The sequence below is a fragment of the Pseudarthrobacter sp. CCNWLW207 genome (assembly GCF_037203945.1).
In the GTDB taxonomy this organism is placed as follows: Bacteria; Actinomycetota; Actinomycetes; order Actinomycetales; family Micrococcaceae; genus Arthrobacter.
The window spans coordinates 149,340-169,032 of sequence record NZ_JBBCBS010000003.1 but is presented as its reverse complement, the minus strand read 5'-3'; the positions used below and the strand labels follow the sequence as shown (position 1 = coordinate 169,032).

At 60.1% G+C, this 19,693-nt stretch carries 19 protein-coding genes; 15 read left to right on the top strand and 4 right to left on the bottom strand.

The annotated features are described in order from the left end of the window. Positions 1-66: 66 nt before the first annotated feature. The 3 genes from coaA to mscL all read left to right on the top strand — a co-directional run bounded on the left by coaA (position 67) and on the right by mscL (position 2,391). On the top strand, positions 67-1,032 hold the full coding sequence (coaA, locus tag V9L17_RS06535; RefSeq protein WP_337346909.1) for a type I pantothenate kinase: 966 nt from the start codon (positions 67-69) through the stop codon (positions 1,030-1,032). A gap of 5 nt (positions 1,033-1,037) precedes the next feature. After that, on the top strand, positions 1,038-1,916 hold the full coding sequence (locus V9L17_RS06530) for a M15 family metallopeptidase (RefSeq protein ID WP_337346908.1): 879 nt from the start codon (positions 1,038-1,040) through the stop codon (positions 1,914-1,916). Positions 1,917-2,001: 85 nt separating this feature from the next. Further along, positions 2,002-2,391 carry a large conductance mechanosensitive channel protein MscL gene (gene mscL / locus V9L17_RS06525; protein WP_337346907.1) on the top strand — a complete coding sequence of 130 codons (390 nt, stop codon included), beginning with the start codon at positions 2,002-2,004 and terminating at the stop codon, positions 2,389-2,391. Positions 2,392-2,450: 59 nt separating this feature from the next. On the opposite strand, the gene glmM is transcribed toward mscL, so the two are convergent. After that, on the bottom strand, positions 2,451-3,812 hold the full coding sequence (glmM, locus tag V9L17_RS06520; RefSeq protein ID WP_337346906.1) for a phosphoglucosamine mutase: 1,362 nt from the start codon (positions 3,810-3,812) through the stop codon (positions 2,451-2,453). 138 nt (positions 3,813-3,950) lie between these two features. Continuing rightward, positions 3,951-5,087: an acyltransferase family protein gene (locus V9L17_RS06515; RefSeq protein WP_337350869.1), complete on the bottom strand. Its 1,137-nt coding sequence runs from the start codon at positions 5,085-5,087 to the stop codon at positions 3,951-3,953. Positions 5,088-5,245: 158 nt separating this feature from the next. Here V9L17_RS06515 and V9L17_RS06510 point away from each other — a divergent pair, with 158 nt between their 5' ends. Genes V9L17_RS06510 through V9L17_RS06500 form a run of 3 tightly spaced genes read left to right on the top strand, consistent with a single transcriptional unit; the run spans position 5,246 to position 10,231 of the window. After that, the gene (locus tag V9L17_RS06510) at positions 5,246-6,484 is read left to right on the top strand and encodes a bifunctional glycosyltransferase family 2/GtrA family protein (RefSeq protein ID WP_337350868.1); all 1,239 of its coding nucleotides are present in this window, start codon (positions 5,246-5,248) and stop codon (positions 6,482-6,484) included. Next, positions 6,481-8,364, top strand: coding sequence for an ArnT family glycosyltransferase (locus V9L17_RS06505; protein ID WP_337350867.1), 1,884 nt, complete (start codon positions 6,481-6,483; stop codon positions 8,362-8,364). Before V9L17_RS06510 ends, V9L17_RS06505 begins: the two co-directional genes overlap by 4 nt. Beyond that, the gene (locus V9L17_RS06500; RefSeq protein WP_337350866.1) at positions 8,336-10,231 is read left to right on the top strand and encodes an ArnT family glycosyltransferase; all 1,896 of its coding nucleotides are present in this window, start codon (positions 8,336-8,338) and stop codon (positions 10,229-10,231) included. Before V9L17_RS06505 ends, V9L17_RS06500 begins: the two co-directional genes overlap by 29 nt. Before the next feature lie 114 nt (positions 10,232-10,345). Here the strand turns inward: V9L17_RS06500 and rpsI are convergent, their stop codons facing one another. Continuing rightward, on the bottom strand, positions 10,346-10,852 hold the full coding sequence (rpsI, locus tag V9L17_RS06495) for a 30S ribosomal protein S9 (protein WP_050684362.1): 507 nt from the start codon (positions 10,850-10,852) through the stop codon (positions 10,346-10,348). A 38-nt stretch (positions 10,853-10,890) separates the two neighbouring features. Next, on the bottom strand, positions 10,891-11,334 hold the full coding sequence (rplM, locus tag V9L17_RS06490) for a 50S ribosomal protein L13 (RefSeq protein ID WP_015937805.1): 444 nt from the start codon (positions 11,332-11,334) through the stop codon (positions 10,891-10,893). 295 nt (positions 11,335-11,629) lie between these two features. Between rplM and V9L17_RS06485 the strand changes: the two genes are divergently transcribed. From V9L17_RS06485 to V9L17_RS06445, 9 genes are all read left to right on the top strand, one after another. Next, positions 11,630-12,295: a prepilin peptidase gene (locus V9L17_RS06485; protein ID WP_337350865.1), complete on the top strand. Its 666-nt coding sequence runs from the start codon at positions 11,630-11,632 to the stop codon at positions 12,293-12,295. A 277-nt stretch (positions 12,296-12,572) separates the two neighbouring features. Further along, the gene (locus V9L17_RS06480) at positions 12,573-12,779 is read left to right on the top strand and encodes a Flp family type IVb pilin (RefSeq protein WP_337346900.1); all 207 of its coding nucleotides are present in this window, start codon (positions 12,573-12,575) and stop codon (positions 12,777-12,779) included. Between the two features lie 90 nt (positions 12,780-12,869). Beyond that, a complete protein-coding gene (locus tag V9L17_RS06475) occupies positions 12,870-13,259 on the top strand; it encodes a TadE/TadG family type IV pilus assembly protein (RefSeq protein WP_337346899.1) in 390 nt (129 codons plus the stop codon). Between the two features lie 83 nt (positions 13,260-13,342). Continuing rightward, positions 13,343-14,275, top strand: coding sequence for a Tad domain-containing protein (locus V9L17_RS06470; RefSeq protein ID WP_443198012.1), 933 nt, complete (start codon positions 13,343-13,345; stop codon positions 14,273-14,275). A 35-nt stretch (positions 14,276-14,310) separates the two neighbouring features. Further along, positions 14,311-15,099 (top strand): Flp pilus assembly protein CpaB, encoded by a 789-nt coding sequence (cpaB, locus tag V9L17_RS06465; protein WP_337346897.1) that lies wholly within the window; start codon positions 14,311-14,313, stop codon positions 15,097-15,099. After that, positions 15,096-16,301, top strand: coding sequence for an AAA family ATPase (locus V9L17_RS06460; RefSeq protein ID WP_337346896.1), 1,206 nt, complete (start codon positions 15,096-15,098; stop codon positions 16,299-16,301). The genes cpaB and V9L17_RS06460 overlap by 4 nt, the downstream gene beginning before the upstream one ends. Next, positions 16,298-17,800 (top strand): CpaF family protein, encoded by a 1,503-nt coding sequence (locus V9L17_RS06455; RefSeq protein WP_443197939.1) that lies wholly within the window; start codon positions 16,298-16,300, stop codon positions 17,798-17,800. Before V9L17_RS06460 ends, V9L17_RS06455 begins: the two co-directional genes overlap by 4 nt. A 2-nt stretch (positions 17,801-17,802) precedes the next feature. After that, the gene (locus V9L17_RS06450) at positions 17,803-18,753 is read left to right on the top strand and encodes a type II secretion system F family protein (RefSeq protein WP_337346895.1); all 951 of its coding nucleotides are present in this window, start codon (positions 17,803-17,805) and stop codon (positions 18,751-18,753) included. Positions 18,754-18,770: 17 nt separating this feature from the next. Next, positions 18,771-19,655 carry a type II secretion system F family protein gene (locus V9L17_RS06445; RefSeq protein ID WP_337346894.1) on the top strand — a complete coding sequence of 295 codons (885 nt, stop codon included), beginning with the start codon at positions 18,771-18,773 and terminating at the stop codon, positions 19,653-19,655. Positions 19,656-19,693 lie beyond the last annotated feature (38 nt).

The following is a 19,693-nucleotide window of genomic DNA, read 5'->3' as shown; positions in this document are numbered from 1 at the left end:
GCCGTGGAAGCGGACGGCCATGTCTTGCATTTCGCTCTCAGCCGCGTGAAGGGCAGAATCTCTAAAGTGACAGTGCAACGCAATGAAGCGAACGGCGAAGGCGTCTCCCCGTTCGTTGAGCTGGACCGGCAAACCTGGTCCCGGCTCGCAGCCCAGATGGAACAGCCTCTGAATGAGGAGGATATTGTCCGTCTGCGTGGCCTCGGCGATCCCCTGGATATGAAGGAGGTCCGCGAGGTCTATCTGCCGTTGTCCCGCCTCCTCCACCTGTATGTCGAAGCGGCTGGCCAGCTTCACGCCGCCACCACCACCTTCCTGGGCGAACAGACCCAGCGCACTCCTTTTGTCATCGGCGTCGCCGGCTCAGTCGCGGTGGGCAAGTCGACCATCGCCCGTGTACTCCGCGAGATGCTCCGGCGCTGGCCGGGGACGCCCAATGTGGAACTGATTACCACTGACGGGTTCCTCTACCCCCTGGCCGAGCTCAAGCGGCGCCAGCTGCTGGAGCGAAAGGGCTTCCCGGAGTCGTATGACCGGCGGGCGCTGTTGCGGTTCGTCAGCGAGATCAAGGGCGGCGCGGAGGAAGTCCGGGCTCCTTGGTACTCCCACGTCACGTACGACATCGTTCCGGACAAGGAAGTGGTGGTCCGCCGCCCGGACGTGCTCATCGTGGAGGGCCTGAACGTCCTCGCCCCGGCCCGCCCCCGCCACGACGGCCGCCAAGGGCTTGCCCTGAGCGACTTCTTCGACTTTTCGATCTATGTGGACGCCCCGACGTCCTACATCGAGGAGTGGTATGTGGAGCGGTTCCGGAAGCTCCAGAGCACGGCGTTCGCGCAGCCGGAATCCTACTTCCACCGGTATGCGACGCTCTCCGAAGCCGAGGCCGAGCGTACAGCCCGGGATATCTGGAAGCGCATCAACGAGCCCAACCTGGAGGAAAATGTCCTCCCCACGCGCGGCCGCGCGCAGCTGGTGCTGTCCAAGGACGCTGACCATTCCATCCGCCGTATGCTCCTGCGCAAGGTCTAGCACGCATGTGCCACGACTGTTCGGCTCTCGACGGCACGCCTGCGGCTGGCACGAGCCGGCGCAGCTTTGCCCGCTTCCTCGCAGCCGGTGCAGGGCTGACCGTACTGGCAGCCTGCACACCCGTCGCACCCGCCCAGGTGCCGCCGTCGTCGTCCACCACCCTCCCTCCTGCAGCTTCCCCTTCTCCGGTCGCGGTTGCCACTTCTGAAAGTCCGACGGCGGCAGTTGAGCCAGTGTCGGAGGCGCCGGTTGCGCCCTCTCCGGCTGCCACGCTCCCGCGGCAGTTCTCGCTGACCGATCCCGCCAGTCCCTGGCTGGTGGTCAACAAACACCGGCCTTTGGTTCCGGCCGAGTACATTCCCGCGGACCTGGTGCAGCCCAACGTCCGGGTCATTGTGTCCGGGGAAGCCGCCCTCCTGAACAGCACGACGGCGGCAGCCGCGGAAGCAATGTTCGCTGCGGCTGCGCAGGACGGGGTCAGCATCACCCTGGCGAGCGGCTACCGTTCCTACAGCACGCAGGTGGCCACGTACAACGGGTACGTGGCGGCACGGGGGCAGGCCGACGCGGACACCGCCAGCGCGAGGCCTGGGTATTCAGAGCACCAAACGGGCTGGTCCTTCGACATCGGCGACGGCGGCGGGGCGTGCGGCTTCCAGCCCTGCTTCGCGGACCAACCGGCCGCGGTCTGGGTCAGGGCCAACGGCCACCGGTTCGGCTTCATCGTCAGGTATCCGTGGATGTTCCACCCGATCACCGGGTACTACTACGAGCCGTGGCACCTGCGGTACATCGGCGTCGAGGCCGCCACGGACATGGCCAACCGTGGCATCAGCACGCTGGAGGAGTACTTCGGTGTGGAGGCTGCGCCGGGGTATCCCTGAACCAGGTCGTTTGGTTCCCGACACGCAGGCACAAATTAACACTCCTGTCACCGGGGGCTAACCCACCTGCGCTAGCTTGGATCCTATGCTCACCGGATTCAAGAATTTCATTATGAAGGGCAATGTCGTTGACCTTGCCGTCGCAGTAGTGATGGGCGCCGCCTTCGGCGCCGTCGTCACCTCGATTGTCGAAGGCCTGCTCACGCCACTGATCGGACGTCTGTTCAGTGCCAAGGGCATTGAGGAAATGCAGTGGGAGGGATTCATGTATGGATCCGTCATCTCCTCCATCATTTCCTTCCTCCTGATCGCCTCCGCCATCTACTTTGTGGTGGTCCTTCCGATGAACCACATGATTGAACGCCGCAACCGCCGGCTGGGAATCGACAAGGACGTTAAGGAAGAAGCGGCCGAAGACCCGCAGATCGCCCTGCTGACAGAGATCCGGGATTCGCTGCAGAGCCGGTCCAACTAGGTTTTTCCTACAACAAAGCGGCCCTTCCGGACGGAAGGGCCGCTTTGTTGTCTCTGGGATCAGTCTGTGACGAGTTCCAGTGCGAGCTCCGTGCGGACCACCTGGGCGAGGCGCTCGGCGATGGACTGTGCCGTCGCCTCGTCACCTGCCTCCACCATGACGCGGACCACGGGCTCAGTGCCTGAGGGGCGAAGCAGGACGCGTCCGGTATCGCCGAGTTCAGCTTCTGCGACGGCCACTGACGCCGCAAGGGTTTCAGAGCTGTGGACACGGGTCCGGTCCACGCCGCGGACGTTGATAAGGACCTGCGGGAGTTTGGTCATGACCGTGGCAAGCTGCTTGAGTGGACGGCCAGTCATGGCGATTTGGGCGGCTAGCTGCAAACCGGTAAGCACGCCGTCACCGGTGGTGGCGTGGTCGGCGAAGATCACGTGCCCGGACTGTTCGCCACCGAGGTTGTAACCGCCTTCGCGCATGCTTTCGAGGACGTACCGGTCCCCGACTGCTGTCTCGCGGATGCTGATGCCTGCTTCGCGGAGGGCAATCTTCAGGCCGAGGTTGCTCATGACCGTGGCCACCAAGACATCGTCCTTGAGCTTCCCAGCCGCCTTCAGTGCCACGGCGAGGATGGCCATGATCTGGTCGCCGTCTACTTCGTTGCCTTCATGGTCCACGGCAAGGCAGCGGTCGGCGTCGCCGTCGTGCGCGATACCCAGGTGCGCACCATGCTTCACCACGGCTTCCTTGAGCGGGCCAAGGTGCGTGGAGCCAACGCCGTCGTTGATGTTGTGGCCGTCGGGATCCGCGCCGATGACCACAACGTCAGCGCCGGCGTCCTTAAAGACCTGGGGCGAGCAGCCGCTGGCGGCGCCGTGCGCGCAGTCCAAGACCACCTTGATACCTTCCAGGCGGTGCGGCAGCGTGCGCAGCAGGTGCACGATGTAACGGTCCTCCGCATCGGAGAACCGTTGAATCCGGCCCACCTCGGCGCCGACGGGGCGAACCGGCTCGCTGTTCATCTGCGCCTCGATGGCATCCTCGACGTCGTCCGGGAGCTTCTGGCCGCCTCGGGCAAAGAACTTGATGCCATTGTCGGGCGCCGGGTTGTGGGACGCTGAAATCATCACGCCGAAGTCGGCGTCCAGGTCAGCCACAAGGTAGGCCGCAGCCGGCGTTGGGAGCACGCCGGCATCGTAGACATCAATGCCGGAGCTGGAGAGCCCCGCCTCGACGGCTGCGGCGATGAACTCGCCGCTTGCACGCGGGTCCCGGGCTACGACGGCACGGGGCCGGCTGCCGTTCGTATTGCGGTCATGGCCCAGTACGACGGCGGCCGCCTGGGCCAGCTGCATCGCCAGCTCCGCAGTGAGCAGACCGTTAGCCAGGCCCCGGACACCATCTGTTCCAAATAATCTAGACACCGGTCAAGTCTAGAGGATGGGGGCTCCGGGCCTCCTACCCGTGGCCAGGATCAAAAGGAGCCCAAGAACTCCGGCCAACATGAGGACGAGTCATCTGTCACGGCTGGAGGATCTCCGGCAACGACTCATTTCGCATGGCTAGCGTCGTGCCGCAGCGGCGGCCTTCGCAGAGCGCATGCGATCCGTGACGACTTGGCCAGCGCCGCCCGCCAGCCGCTGGCTCGGTCTTTCCACCAGGCGAAAGAAGACCTCGGCTGCCAGCAGCGACAAGGGGAAAGCGATGAGCGCGACGTACAAGGGGTTTGTTGCGTGAAGAAGGAAGGCTACGGACACAACGATCGGTTCATGGACTAAGTAGAGGCTGAATGACCGTATTCCTAACCAGTGAACCACGGAATTATTGCCTATTGCGATGGTTGGTGACCATGCGATGAATGCAAAGATCAGGAGTGCGCCGCCAATGGAAGCCGTGGCGATAAAAACCGGCAGTTGGGGGAAAAGCCAGTGCGAACACAGCAGAATTAAGGAGGCTACAAGCAGGCCGGCCCATCCGAAAGGTCCAAGCTTCCGTCCCCACCGCTCCAAGACATCGCGCCTGGTGGCCATGAGGACACCGACTCCGAACATCGGAAGGAATACCGGAAGCGCCGCATACTGCACGTTCCCGACCGCGATAATAAGAAAAAGGCCCACAATGCCGAGAAGCCACGTACGCCGCATGCGAATGGCGACCACGACGTAAAAGGGCAAAAGTAGAGAAAAAAGCATCTCCCACTGGAGCGACCAGAGCGGCGAGTTGAGAGAACCGGCACCTCGTAGTAAGAAGGCATCAACGAGTACATTAGGCGCCTCGTCGTGCAGGTTCACCCACGAGCTGAATTCTGGGCTGGCCACCCGTGGAACTGTCCAAGCCATCAGCAGCGCGAAAATCAGGGAAGCCCAGACGGGTAAATAGATCCTGATCATACGCTTTGGAAAGTAGGCCCCCCAACGTGGTCGAGAGGCGCCAGTAAAGGGAATAGTCAGAACGAATCCTGACAGGATAAAGAAAACGTAAACTGCTTCCTTGCCGGCCCAGACCAGGTGAAGCGGTGTGAAAGTTGCCCACCAGACCCACGAGTCCATCGGTGCCACTCCACCGCTTTCGATGGCTCCAACGAGCTGCGGCGATACGAGGAGGCAGTGGTGTATTAGCACTACCAGCGCAGCAAGGCCCCTCAACCCATCGAGTGCCGTGTAGCGCGAGTGTACGCGGATGTTTTCGGAGTCCCCCATGCCCCAACACTAGGGGTCGGGGGAATCGGCGCACCTCAGTAGTGACTACGCATATCCCAGCACCGCTGTAAACGTGGACTACTTGGTTTCTTGAGGGGGTACTTGTCTTTCGGGAAAAGCCTCGCCACCGGTCGTGAACCACCCCTACCATTCGATGCATGACACCTAGCTATGGGGGCTTGGCGCTCGAAATTGTAGTACCGGTTTTCAATGAGGAAGCCGTACTCAAAAACAGCATCTCAAGGCTCGCCGAATACCTGACGCTCGAAATGCCGTCGACGTGGAAAATTACTATTGCGGACAATGCAAGCACCGACCGAACCCCGGAGATTGCTGCTCGACTCAGCGAGCAATTGCCCAACGTCGAGTACCGCCGTCTGGAAGTAAAAGGACGGGGGTACGCTCTCCGGGATGCTTGGGGAGCTTCTGAGGCAAAAGTTCTTGCCTACCTGGATGTAGACCTATCGACTGACCTTGCTGCTCTTCCGCCTTTGGTTGCTCCCCTCCTGTCCGGGCACTCCGATATTTCGATAGGCACCCGATTGGGACAGAGTTCACGGGTCAGCCGAGGTCCGAAGCGGGAATTCATTTCGCGTTCGTACAATTTCCTGCTGCGCCGGACAATGCAGGTGCGCTTTTCGGATGCGCAATGTGGCTTCAAGGCAATTCGCGCGGATGTCGCCAAACGCTTGCTTCCACATGTTGAGGACAACGGCTGGTTCTTTGACACTGAGCTGCTCATCATCGCGGAACGTTCTGGACTCCGTATCCACGAAATTCCCGTGGACTGGATCGACGATCCGGACAGCCGGGTAAATATCAAGCAGACGGCTTACGACGACCTCCGCGGTATGGTCCGGGTGGCCAGCTCGCTGGTAAGAGGGTCAATCCCTGTTCAGGCGATTTACGCCGAGCTCGGCCGGCGGCCTATCGTGCCGCCCGGCCGTCCCAGCTTCTTCGGGCAGGTGATCCGGTTTGGCCTTGTCGGTGTTGTCTCGACATTCGCCTTTGCACTGCTTTATTTGGTGTTACAAGGTCCTTTCGGCGCCCAACAGGCCAACTTCCTAGCCCTGCTCATGACGGCTGTCGGCAACACAGCTGCCAACCGACGATTCACATTTGGCATCAGCGGACCGGCCAAATTGTTTACCCAGCAATTCCAGGGTTTGATCGTATTTTTGCTGGCTTGGGGAATTACTTCATCCTCGCTACTTATACTCCACGCAGTCAACGGCGACGCCTCGCCCAGCTCGGAGTTGCTAACTCTGACGGCCGCCAACATCTTCGCAACCCTGATGCGGTTCGTTCTGCTCCGGATCTGGGTCTTCCGAGTACGACTCAGTGAAGGCCGGTCCGCGGTGCTTGCGCTCCGCCCAGCAGGACAGTCCGTCCGTTGAGCGTCGCTGAGGCGAGCCGCACTACGGCCGCGCTTGCCGTGAGCGTTGCCCGCAGGCCATTGCGGTGGGAGCAGTTTGGACTTGCTGTTCTCCTCGTGACGACGTCCGTGACGTTCCTGTGGGGGTTGGACCGCAATGGCTGGGCGAACCCGTACTACTCCGCGGCGGCCCAAGCAGGTTCCCAGGACTGGAAAGCCTTTTTTTTCGGGTCCCTCGATGCCGGTAACCTCATCACTATCGACAAACCGCCGCTCAGCATCTGGATCATGTCGCTCTCCGTCCGGCTCTTCGGACTCAATTCCTGGGCCCTTCTGGTCCCGCAAGCCCTCATGGGTATCGCGACAACCTGGTTGATCTATAAAATCATTCGCCGCAGCCACCCCGCCGCTCCCGCGTTGCTAGGCGGCCTGATCTACGCCAGCACGCCCGTGGTGCTTCTAATGTCACGGTTCAACAACCCTGAGCCATTGATGGGACTCTTAACAACTGCCGCCGTCTATTTCACCCTCAGGGCCATGGATAACAACCGCTGGGGCTGGTACTTACTGGCAGGGGCCGCCTTGGGCCTCGGGTTCATGTCAAAGCAGATCCAGGCATTCCTCGTTATTCCCGCACTAGTACTTGCGGTGCTTCTGTTCGGAGCGGGCACCTTGGGCTCCCGATTTGTCCGGCTGTTGGCTGCGCTCACAACCTTGATTATCGCCGGCGGTTGGTGGATGGCCGTGGTAGACCTGACTCCGGCCGGTAACCGGCCTTATGTTGGCGGCTCTGCAACGAACAGCATGCTGGAATTGACTCTCGATTACAACGGATTGGCACGCTTTCTCCGGTTTGGCGCAGACCATCAGTCAGGAAAATCAGTCCCGCTAGCCGGGTCGGATGCTATCTACGACGGCGGCCCCGGACGTCTATTCAATGCAAATTTTGCACCCGAAGGTGCGTGGCTGCTTTTCACTGCGCTAATTTCTGCATTGGCCCTGATACTGCTCTGGCGGCAGTCCGGCACCGGCCGTCCAGCTACACGCCTGATGACCGTGGGCGTTGTGTGGCTGGTCTCCGTCTACGTTGTGGTGAGCTACATGGGCACGATGACCCACTCTTACTACATATTCTCCGTCGCGGCTCCGGTGGCGATCGTCGTTCCTCTGGGACTCAACCTGCTATGGAATCAACGGCAGAGGTTCGTCCCCCGCATGATCGGCGCCATTCTTGTTGCCGGGACCGGATACATAGGAATCCGGATTTTCCAGTACAGCAACGAGTGGGGGTTCTGGCCGCTCGTTGTAGCTGGCACTACATGCCTTGCGTCTGCGGCGTGGCTGGCCCCCGAAAAAAAGATCCCTCGGCCAGTGACTTTAGGGCTCGTAACGGTAGCAATAGTAATGTCGCCGGTTTCAACCGACATGATTACGTTGTCGAAACCCCAGTCCGGGACAAATCCCCTATCAGGACCAACGAGCAATAACCCTAATGCGCTTTCTGCTCATCTTGAAGCTGCCCGCCTCGGGAATCCACCCTTGGCACGCCATCTGGGATTTGGCGTTCAGCCTTCAACGGATGTAACGACGCTACTTAAGGAAGCAGGCAATTCGGAATGGGCGGCCGCGACTTACACGGCGCAAAATGCGGCCCAGTATCAGCTCGCATCGCAAAGACCAGTAATTGCGCTGGGCGGGTGGCTTGGTCATGACCCAGCACCTACATTCGAGCGGTTCAAGATGCTTGTTGAGAAAAGGGAGATCGGTTACTTTATCTGGCAGCAACCGATCGTGGACGGAGTACCGCTTGGACGGGATGCCACCGCCATAACTGATTGGGTTCAGGCCAATTTCAAGGCGAAGGATGTTGACGGTGTCCGAATCTACGATCTTAGAAAATAAGGGCCTGGCCAGCATAGGCCAAGATCGACGGGGCCCTGGCCGACCTGCTTGGGAGACCGTCACCCTGATCATCATTCTGCTGGCAGCCTCCGTCCTTTATGTCTGGGGATTGGCTGGGAACGGCTGGGCGAATGCATACTACTCGGCTGCCGTCCAGGCTGGGCTTCATGACCCCGTATCCTACTTCTTCGGATCCGCGGACTGGGGAAACTCCGTATCGGTCGATAAGCCGCCTCTGAGTCTGTGGATCGTGGGACTGTCCGTCCGCATCTTTGGGCTGAACACTTGGGCCCTGCTGCTCCCCCAAGCCGCAATGACGATGGGCAGCACCTTTTTGATCTACCGTTTGGCCCGGAGGCACTTGCCCGCGTACGCGGCACTCCTTTCTGCCGCCGTTTTCGCCACCACACCCATCACCGTTCTGCTGGCACGATACAACAACCCGGATCCACTGATGGTGTTGCTGATGCTCGCGGCCCTTTACGCAGGGATCCGAGCCACTGAATCAGGACGAGTCCGGTGGCTGTTCGTGGTGGCGGGATTCCTTGCCCTCGGATTCCTTACGAAACAGCTTCAGGCATTCATGGTGTTGCCAGCTATCGTGTTGGTCTACTGCCTCTACGTCCGGCATTCCTGGAAGCAGCGGACCGCCGCACTTGCCATGGCTGGTCTCTTTCTGGCTGCAGGCTCCTTGGCTTTGCCGGCCGCCGTTGATCTGACGCCCCCTGGCTCGCGCCCCTATGTGGGCGGTTCAACGACCAACAGCATGCTTGAGCTGACACTTGGTTACAACGGTATCGATCGCATCATGCAAAAGGATGACGGGCGCTCTGCGGCGCTGACACCTCAAGAATTCCAGGGCGACGCTTCGGATGCGGGCCTTTTTCGCTTATTCAACTCAAACTATGGCCAAGAGTCCGGTTGGCTGTTGCTCCCTGCCTTCATGGTCTGCGTCGTCATCGTTGCCCAAGCGCTCCGGCGGCGCAGCGCCGTCACCCCGGCCTTCGCCTTGGGTGCAGCGGTCTGGATGCTCACGACATACTTCGTGCTCAGTTTCATGGGTAATAGCATCCATTCGTATTACACGGCTTCGATTGCGGCGCCTCTAGCGCTTTGCGTCGGAATAGGCAGCCACCTGCTTATTTCATCACCCAAATCAATACGGTGGCGTATCGGAAGCGCCGCGATAGTAGTTTTGAGCGCCATTTTCTCAAACGCGATGTGGCAACTGAGTGCTTCCTATCCGGAAGCCGCAGGAAGGGCATTGTTGATGACCGGACTGGCCGCGGGTGCAGTGCTCTCCGTACCAGCCCCTTTCACGTGGGTGAAGCCCGCTGCGGCGTGGCTGGGCATCGCTAGCCTGCTTGTTGGACCCGTCGCGTGTTCGGTCCTTACTCTGTCCAATCCGCAGCAGGGCTCCAACCCGCTTTCCGGGGGGCTCACGCGAAGCCCAACCAGCCTCAGTCGCTTCCTGGACGGGGTGAAGAAACACAATCCCGCGGCGGTTACCGGGCTGGCCATCGGCATCACCCCAAGCGCGACCGTGTCCGAATATCTCAGGAACGCTCCGCCAGGCTGCACGTGGGTCGCGGCTACATATCCAGGACAGACTGCTGCCCGCTTCCAGCTGGACTTGGGGCGGCCGGTGATGCCACTCAGCGGATTTGCGGCGATGGACCCCAGCCCAACCGTTGGGCAGTTCAAGGAGCTGGCCCAAGCCGGACGCGTTTGCTATTTGGTTGTGCAACCCGAGCAACTCACGGTGCCCGGGACCAACGCCGAGCTCTTGGCGATCCATAAGTGGGTCACAGAGAACTTCAAGGCCGAACAAATTGATGGTGTGACGATCTACGACCTCGACGGCTAGAAAGGACACTATGGACCTGCAGCAGCACTGCTGGGCCGGCTTGAGGGCCGTTTTCCAAGGCCCATAACAAAAGCCCGCCCCGCCAATGGCGGGACGGGCTTTAGTGCAAGCGGATTAGCGCTTGGAGTACTGCTGAGCCTTGCGGGCCTTCTTGAGACCGGCCTTCTTGCGCTCGATGACGCGGGCGTCACGCGAGAGGTAACCGGCCTTCTTCAGCGTGGCGCGGTTGTTCTCGACGTCGATCTCGTTCAATGAACGGGCGATGCCGAGACGCAGTGCGCCGGCCTGGCCGGAAATGCCGCCGCCGTGGATGCGTGCAATGACGTCGTAGGCGCCTTCGAGATCCAGGATCTTGAAGGGCTCGTTGACGTCCTGCTGGTGCAACTTGTTCGGGAAGTAGTTGTCCAGCGCGCGGCCATTAATGGTCCATTTGCCGGAACCCGGTACAACGCGGACACGGGCAACGGCTTCCTTGCGGCGGCCAACTGCTGCGCCGGCGACGGTCAGGGCCGGACGTTCCTTCTTCGGCGCAGCGGCATCCGCAGCTGAGCTTTCAGAGGTGTAGCTGGTCAGGGTTTCCTCAGCCTCAACGGCTTCGGTGGTCTCTTCGTTCTGAGCCACGGTTCTCCTTGTATAGATAAGTTGTTTGGTGGCCAGGACTACTGGGCGACCTGGGTGATTTCGAAAGTCTTGGGCTGCTGGGCGGCGTGGGGGTGTTCCGCACCGCGGTACACCTTGAGCTTGCCCAGCTGCTGTGCAGCGAGGGAGTTCTTCGGGAGCATGCCCTTGATGGCCTTCTCAACGGCGCGGACCGGGTTTGATTCCAGGAGTTCCGCGTAGTTGACGGAGGTCAGGCCGCCCGGGTAGCCGGAGTGGCGGTATGCGCGCTTCTGCTCCAGCTTGGCACCGGTCAGGGCTACCTTCTCAGCGTTGATGATGATGACGAAGTCGCCCATGTCCATGTGGGATGCAAAGGTGGCCTTGTGCTTGCCGCGCAGCAGGATTGCGGTCTGGCTGGCAAGACGACCAAGGACAACGTCTGTGGCGTCAATGACGTGCCACTGGCGGTTGATATCGCCGGGCTTCGGGGTGTACGTACGCACGGTTTTTGCCTCGTTCTTGTTCTGGCGTTCTTGTTTAGGTGTCACTCAAGCGTGTGCACCTACTATCTATGCGCTACCGGAACAGAGGTGAGGGCTCCATGTAACCAGTCATCCTGAAGTCCCGAATGTGCTCGTTGAGTAGTTATCCTGCAACCGGATTCTCAAGCGGGCACGCATCATCGAGATAGGACACGCACAACGACTACCAATATTAGCTTGAAGCAGGCTCCAGGGTCAAAATGGGGTAGCCGGGCGCTATTCGCAGCCAACCGGCCTGACGCACGCAGGGGGCACTGTGATTTCTTGGGGCGAAGCCGGTTCGGCCGGTCCGCTGTTGGTGGCCGGCGCTGCTCTCCTGGGACTCATTCTCTCCCCCGTGGCGGAGTGGCTCATTTTCAGGCTCCTTCCCCGACTGGGCGGGCTGCCAGCTCGCCGCACTCGGATTACGACGGCGATAGTCACGGGCACTGCCTGCGCCGCCTTCGCGCTTCGCTTCGGGAGTGATTCTGCGCTGCCGGCATTTATTCTCATGGGCGTACTGGGAGTGCAGCTGGCGAGAATCGATATTTCGCTGCATCTGTTGCCGAATCCCTTGGTTCTCCTGCTTTTATTGGCCGGCGCAGGCTTGTTTATAGTTTCCATTCTGACCGGGGGACCTTGGCCGGACGTCCTCCGCGCGGTGGCTGGTGGCACAATTCTCGCCGTCTTCTACTTGATTCTTGCGATTATCTCGCCGGGAGCCATCGGAATGGGCGACGTCAAGCTGGCCGGACCGCTTGGGCTCTACTTGGGGTACTTAGGTTGGAGCCAAGTGCTTTACGGCGCCCTTCTCGGCTTTGTCCTGAACGGCATCTTTACTCTTTTCGTTGTGTTGAAAAACCGTCCATTGAAGCCCAGTGAAGTGGCCCACGGGCCCTCAATGCTTGCTTCCGTGCTCTGCATTTCTCTCCTGTCCAGTTAGTTTTGGCCGGTCCACACAAAGTGCAACAACAACTGCCTGTGTGACCAGACCCGAGTAGTAGTCCGTAGACGCTGCTCTTAAATTGAGTACATCTGCTTGGCTTCCGAGTACGCGCTCCGAAGACCCCGAAAAAAGTCGAGTACTACTACGCATTGTTGCTCCGGACCCCAAATGACAATCTCTTCTTAGCGAAGTCCAGCCGCTAAGGATTTATGGGGGCAGCTGGAAATTCGTTGAAAGTATCCATTTCCAATTTCATCGAATTAAGGACAATAAAATGACTTCTCTCATGGTCTCGATGCTCGCCTTTGTCGCCGGCGTCAAGGATCGGTTCTCCTCCGAAAAGGGCGCGACTGCAACTGAGTACTCGCTGCTCATTGCATTCATCGCTTTCCTCATCATTGCCGGCGTTACATTGTTCGGCAACGCACTCAACGCCTGGTTCTCCAACCTTGGCTCCACGGTGGGCGCTTGGACAGTCTAGTCCTCCGCGATCAACCAGTGTGGGCCGCTTACGCCAGTGGCGAAGCGGCCCACACTATTTAGTCGGCAGTACCAAATTTCAGGGGGAACGTTGAGGAAGCGCAAACAATCCACAGGTGAGCGGTCTCGCGGCGCAGTCGCCGTCGAATTTGCTCTTGTCGCACCGATTCTCCTGGCTCTGGTTGCCGGCATCGTCGAATTCTCACATGCTTTCAATCTTCAGATTTCGGTCACCCAGGCGGCGCGGGAAGCGGCCCGGACGATGGCCATCACCAACGATCAGGTCGAAGCCGAGACCGCAGCCGAAAACGGCGCACCAGGCCTCGACACCACAGCTTTTGTCTTTACGTTCACCCCTACCGCCTGCGTGGCCGACGGGACGATCAACGTGGAAATTTCATATACCGCTGACACCCTGACCGGCATCTTCGGCAGCGATGTCACTTTGGTTGGAGTAGGAGCAATGCGATGCGGTGGTTAGGGAAACCGAAGGTCGACAAAGAGCGCGGTGCTGCGGGCGTCCTGGTAGCGGTTCTCATGCTCGTGCTCGTTGGCGCCGGAGCCATGGCAGTTGATGTCGGACAAATCTACGCAGAACGGGCCCAACTCCAGAACGGTGCCGACGCCGGTGCCATGGCCGTCATGCAAGCCTGTCACGAGACAGGTTGTACTCAGGATGAGGCCGAAGATATCGCTGCAGCTCTCGCGGACGGCAATTCCAACGATGGATCATCGACGGTATTTGAGGTGGACATGTCCGTCCCCGACGAGGTGACGGTCAGGACAACCACCCGGGACGGAACGAGCGGCGCGGGTTTCCTGCGGCAGATGTTCTCTTCCGCACTTGATGCCCCGCCGGCCACCGTGGGCGCCCACGCTACTGCAGGTCTTGAGTTCCCTTCGGGGGGCTCAGCATTTCCCTTGGCAATTTCTGATTGTCAGTACGACCTGTCCTCTACTGCGGCCACTGGCGAAATCCAGCTGATTAAGTACAAGCCCGGCATGAGCGACTGCACGTCCACGTCCGGCCACACGATACCGGGTGGGTTTGGTTGGCTCGATCAAACGGACAGCGCGTGCCACGCGGAAACGGACAGCGGCGACAACGCAGACTCTGACACTGGCGCAGACTACCCAAGTACTGCCGCCTGCGACGCGATCATTCAATCCTGGAAGGACACGATCAACGGCGGGGGGACGGTCATGGGGACCTTCCCGGTCTACGACAACGCGGGCGGCAGTGGTGCAGGAGGTTGGTTCCACATTCGCGGTTACGCGACCTTCAATATCCAAGGGTGGAAATTCGGTGGCGGCAACACCGAGCCGAGAACCTTCCACAACAAAGCACCGCATGTGGCAGACCCCGCGGACGCCTGCACCGATCCGTGCCGCGGCATCATCGGACAGTTCGTCACATATGTATCCATTGATTCCGGCGGCGGCCTTCCCGGAGTCGGGGTAGACCTGGGAACCTCCAAAATCCGGCTCATCAACTAGTAAAGGCACTAACCATTTTCTAAGGGGAACACAAAATGAAAACACGCCTACTGGGAGGCATCGCCGCGCTGCTTGTGGCATTGATTGGAACGGTCATGCTGGTCATGTATGTTCAAAACGCCGATAAACGGGCCATGGCTGACACGGAGACGGAAAGCGTCTACGTCGTGGCGAAGCCCATAGCCGCCGGCACCGGCACGGATAAGCTGGCCGCATCCTTGGTAAAGAAGGAAGTCCCGAAACTGGCCCTGGCGTCAGACACCGTGACCAGCCTGGACGATCTCGGCGAAAAGGTCACGGCCGTCCCTCTGGTGCCAGGAGAGCAGCTGCTGACCTCCCGCATGGTGGACGCCAACTCCCTGCTCGGCCCCTCCAGGGTTCAGGTTCCTGAGGGCATGCAGGAGATCACCCTCAAACTCCCCATCGAACGAGTTGTGGGTGGTGTACTGAAGGCGGGCGACACCGTAGGCGTCTTCATTTCCCTCGACGACGCAACAACGAACGCCGCCACCGGGGAAGTCCTCAGCAAGTCCAGCGGTACGCAGCTCACGTTCCACAAGGTCCTGGTCACAGCGACACAGAACAGCAACGGCACCGCCGCTAAGTCGGAATCGGCGACTGCCACTGCAACAGACGGAGCCGTGCCGGCGAAGAAGGAAGCGGCCAGCGACGGGACGTATCTGGTTACTTTGGCCCGCAGCTCTGCGGACGCCGAACGGATCATCTTCGCCACCGAGTTCGGCAGCATCTATCTCTCCAAGGAACCAGGCAACGCCGAAGAGGGCACTGTTGGCATCGTAGATAAGACAAGGCTGTTCCGATGAGCCGCTTTGTCCTCATCACCCCTAATGGCGACTTCGAAAGCCGCACGCGCCTGGCCACTGTTGGTATGCACGGCTCGCTCCAGGCCTTCCAGGCCGACTACCTTCCGGAAGGGCCGCAAGACTTCCTCCGGCAACTCACTGGGGAACCGCCCGAGGTACTGATACTCGGTCCCGGGCTTCCCGTCGACGACTCTTTGAAACTTGCTTCGGTCATGGACCTCCAGTTCCCGGAAATCAGCGTGGTGTTGGTTGTACCCGAAACGTCCGAAGTGGTGATCAAGGCCATGCGCTCCGGGGTCCGCGACCTACTCGATCCAGGGGCCGATCCGGATGCCATCCGCGTCATGCTGGAACGGGCTAGCCTTGCTGCAGCAGGCCGACGTCGTGGCCTCGCCCCTGGCACATCTGAGCACGCAGACCACGGAAAAGGTGGCCGCATTATCGCCGTGATGTCCCCCAAGGGCGGGGTTGGCAAGACTACAGTCGCTACCAACCTTGCGATCGGCCTTGCTAAGGCAGCGCCGATGAGTGTTGTCGTCGTCGACCTCGATCTCCAGTTTGGCGATGTTGCCAGCGGACTGATGCTTGAGCCCGAACACACCATCACGGATGCTGTGGTGGGAGCTGCCAGCCAGGACTCGATGGTCCTGAAGACTTATCTCACCGTTCATCCGGCTGGCGTCTACGCGTTGTGTGCTCCACGCAATCCAGTGGAGATGGACAAGATCACCGCGGAACACGTCTCGCGCCTGCTCACTCAACTCCGGGAGGAGTTCCACTACGTCATCGTGGACACTGCACCGGGCCTCGGCGAGCACGTACTGGCAACGCTTGAACACGCCACCGACGCGGTGTGGATATGCGGAATGGATATTCCAAGCATCCGGGGACTCCGTACGGGGTTTCAGATCCTCAACGAACTGAACCTCATGCCGGCCCAGCGCCACGTTGTACTGAACATGGCTGATCGTCGCGGCGGACTGACGCTCCAGGATGTGGAGGCGACTATTGGAGCCCCCGTGGATGTGGTCCTGCCACGATCCAAATCGCTGCCTTACTCCACGAACAAGGGAATTCCTGTTCTTCAGGACGGCAGCCGTGATCCGGCGGCAAAGGGACTCCGCAAGCTGGTGGACCGATTCAAACCCGATTGGGATGCTCGAACGCACAAGCAACTGCACAGAAGGGCGGTAGTACAGTGAGCCTCACTGACCGGTTCCAGCAGCTTCGCGGCGAGGCCAAGCCCCTCGCCAAACAGCCCGAACACTCCAACCCCTATGCAGACGCCTTTCAGGCACCATCAGCGCCGACCACCCTGGGCAAGATCCAGGAGGCCAAGACAGCCGAAGCTGCCGCGAGTGCAGTAGTTGCCCTGGATATGCCGCAAACAGCAGCGGTTGCCAGTGAGGCGCTCAGCGCGCTCAAGGAGCGAGCCAGTCAGGCGCTTTACGAGAGACTTGGTTCTCGGATCACCGATTCTTCCCTGGAAGAAGCCGAGCTCCACCAGTTTGTGCGGGATGAGCTGAAAATTGTTGTGGACGAGGAACAGGTTCCTCTCTCGGGCGCTGAACGGCAAAGGCTGATCCGGGAGATCATCGACGATGTTCTCGGGCATGGACCTATTCAGCGATTCCTGGATGACCCGTCCATCACGGAAGTGATGGTCAACCGGTTCGACCAGGTCTATGTGGAACGCCAGGGCCGCCTTTTCATGACTGACACCAAGTTCAGCTCGGACGAGGCCCTGCGCAGGGTCATCGAGCGGATCGTATCCAAGGTCGGGCGCCGCATCGACGAGTCATCACCGTTGGTTGATGCCCGGCTCGCGGACGGCTCACGCGTCAACGCCATCATCCCGCCACTTGCAGTCAATGGCCCTGCACTGACCATCCGGAAGTTTGGCAGGGATCCGCTGACGGTCAACAATCTGATCGCTCTGGGCAGCCTCTCCCCCGAGATGGCTGAACTGCTCCAGGCATGTGTCCTCGCACGAATGAATATCATCGTGTCCGGCGGCACCGGCACCGGCAAGACGACGTTGCTCAATGTGTTGTCTTCATTTATTCCGGCAGACGACAGAATCGTCACTATTGAGGACGCGGTAGAACTCCAACTTCAGCAAGACCATGTGGTCCGGCTGGAGAGCCGTCCACAGAACATCGAAGGCAAGGGTGCGGTGTCCATCCGGGACCTGGTGAGGAACTCACTTCGTATGCGGCCAGATCGGATCGTAGTGGGCGAAGTCCGCGGTGGCGAATGTTTGGACATGCTTCAAGCCATGAACACCGGCCACGATGGGTCCATCTCGACGGTGCACGCCAACACACCCCGCGACGCGATCGCGAGGCTGGAAACCTTGGTGCTTATGGCGGGCATGGACATTCCACTCCGTGCCGTTCGTGAGCAGGTTGCATCAGCTATCAACCTGATCGTTCACATCTCGCGGCTCCGTGACGGCACGCGACGGGTTACGCACATCACCGAAGTCCAGGGAATGGAAGGGGACGTAGTCACCCTCCAGGACGCTTTCGTTTTCGATTATTCCGCCGGGGTTGACGCCAATGGCCGGTTTCTGGGCAAACCAGTTCCGACAGGGGTGCGACCCCGTTTCACGGATCGATTTGTCGAATTGGGCATACCGATTTCTCCATCGGTGTTCGGCGCTCCGATAGCTGGCACCTCTCAAAAAAGGGGGCGCTAGCCATGGCGCAGGAGCTCTCACCCTCGGTCCTGGTCGTTGGGCTGTTCATGGTTTACGTCGCCATAGTGCTGCTGGGCTGGGTGGCCTTCAAGAACAGCGCCCACATACCGCTGGCCCGGCGTCGGCCGGACGTGGTGGCCCATTCCTCAGGACTGTCCCGGCTGACCGAACACGCAGTCGGTGCCCTCAACAAGAGTGTCAAAGAGAGGGGTAACCGGTTCCTCAGCCGCGACCGTCTGGACGCGTGCGGCCTCAAGAAGGATCCGGGCGACTACCTGCTGATGGGAGGAGCGGCCACCCTCCTGGCAGGAGTCATTGGATTCCTTCTTGGTGGGCTGGCGCCCGCGATCCTCTTTGCGCTCCTGACGCCGGTACTTCTCCACCTTGTTTTGAATATGTTGGCTGCGCGGCGTCGGCGCCAGTTCGATGACCAGGTTCCCGACACGCTCCAGATGTTGGCCGGCGGACTGCGCGCCGGACACAGCTTGCTTCGTGCAGTGGATGCCGCGGCGCAGGAAAGTCAGCCGCCCATGTCTGAAGAGCTCAGCCGGATCCTGAACGAAACGCGAATTGGGCGCGATCTTGGAGAGTCCCTGGCAGAAGTGGCCCGGCGAACCCAGAGCGAAGACTTTGCGGCCATCGCCCAGGCGATCGAAATTCACCGAGAGGTGGGCGGCGACTTGGCAGAGGTTCTTGATCATCTCGGAGACACGGTCCGGGACCGTAATCAAGTTCGCGGCCAGATCCGTGCCCTGAGCGCAGAGGGCCGGGTGTCCGCCCTTGTCCTGATGGCGCTTCCTGTGGTCATGTTTCTGGGTTTGACTTTGACTAACGAACTGTATTCCAGAACTTTTTTTACCACTATTCCCGGCTACGCGATGGTCGTCGCGGCCCTTGTCCTCTTGACCGTCGGCGGCCTATGGCTCAAGACCATCGTCAAGCCCAAGTTCTAGAAAGCGGCTGATTAACGATGCAAGTGATCGCATACGCCGGCATACTCGCCATAGTGGCACCGGTAACAATCATGACCTTCCTCGTATTCACCGGCGACCGTGCGGGAATACGCAATATCCAAGCCAATCTTGGCCGGGCCGCAAAAGCAAAGCGCCAAGGGCTGAGCATCAATGAAACCCTTACCGAGCTGGGCCAGCGGCTGACACCAAAAGGCTATTCCGGATGGCTGGACAAGCAGTTGGCCGGAGCCGGACGCCCCAAGCAGTGGCCCCTTGCGAGGATTATCATGGTCAAACCCATGTTGGCCCTTACAGGCGCTGTGCTGGGCTATCTGTTCTTCCTGTCGTCCCCCACCCCTCCTAACTTCCTGATCATGATGGCCGCCACAACGTTGGCTTACTTCGTACCGGATATCCTGATGAGGAACAGGGCACAGAAGCGCCGGGAGGCGATCCGCCTTGAGCTGCCCAACGCTTTGGACCAGATGCTGATCGCAGTCCAGGCCGGACTGGGCTTTGAAATGTCCATGGGCCGCGCCGGCAACAACGGCACTGGGCCCCTGGCTGATGAGCTGATCCGGACGCTGCAGGACATTCAGGTAGGGCGCTCCCGCAAGGACGCCTATCTGGCGATGGCGGAAAGAGTCGATGTGCCGGACGTCCGAAGTTTCATTCGGGCCGTGGTGCAGGCAGACGCGTATGGTGTAGCCATCGCGGGGGTCCTCAAGGCCCAGGCGTCGGACATGCGCATCAAGCGGAAGCAGCGGGCTGAGGAGCACGCTATGAAAATGCCCGTCAAGATGCTTTTCCCTCTGATCTTCTTCATCCTGCCCACACTGTTCGTCGTCGTCCTTGGACCCACAGTGCTGACCATCATGGAACTCTTCGCTGGGGGGATCTAATGATTCGCCGATCAGTCAGCCATGGCCCAAGGACCTCA

What these genes read in the sequence shown, in the direction of transcription:
- V9L17_RS06515 (WP_337350869.1), bottom strand. Translation starts at nt 5,087, where the DNA reads ATGGGGGACTCCGAAAACATCCGCGTACACTCGCGCTACACGGCACTC.
- V9L17_RS06445 (WP_337346894.1), top strand. Translation starts at nt 18,771, where the DNA reads ATGCAAGTGATCGCATACGCCGGCATACTCGCCATAGTGGCACCGGTA.
- V9L17_RS06530 (WP_337346908.1), top strand. Translation starts at nt 1,038, where the DNA reads ATGTGCCACGACTGTTCGGCTCTCGACGGCACGCCTGCGGCTGGCACG.
- mscL (WP_337346907.1), top strand. Translation starts at nt 2,002, where the DNA reads ATGCTCACCGGATTCAAGAATTTCATTATGAAGGGCAATGTCGTTGAC.
- cpaB (WP_337346897.1), top strand. Translation starts at nt 14,311, where the DNA reads ATGAAAACACGCCTACTGGGAGGCATCGCCGCGCTGCTTGTGGCATTG.
- V9L17_RS06480 (WP_337346900.1), top strand. Translation starts at nt 12,573, where the DNA reads ATGACTTCTCTCATGGTCTCGATGCTCGCCTTTGTCGCCGGCGTCAAG.
- V9L17_RS06510 (WP_337350868.1), top strand. Translation starts at nt 5,246, where the DNA reads ATGACACCTAGCTATGGGGGCTTGGCGCTCGAAATTGTAGTACCGGTT.
- V9L17_RS06460 (WP_337346896.1), top strand. Translation starts at nt 15,096, where the DNA reads ATGAGCCGCTTTGTCCTCATCACCCCTAATGGCGACTTCGAAAGCCGC.
- V9L17_RS06470 (WP_443198012.1), top strand. Translation starts at nt 13,343, where the DNA reads ATGGCAGTTGATGTCGGACAAATCTACGCAGAACGGGCCCAACTCCAG.
- V9L17_RS06450 (WP_337346895.1), top strand. Translation starts at nt 17,803, where the DNA reads ATGGCGCAGGAGCTCTCACCCTCGGTCCTGGTCGTTGGGCTGTTCATG.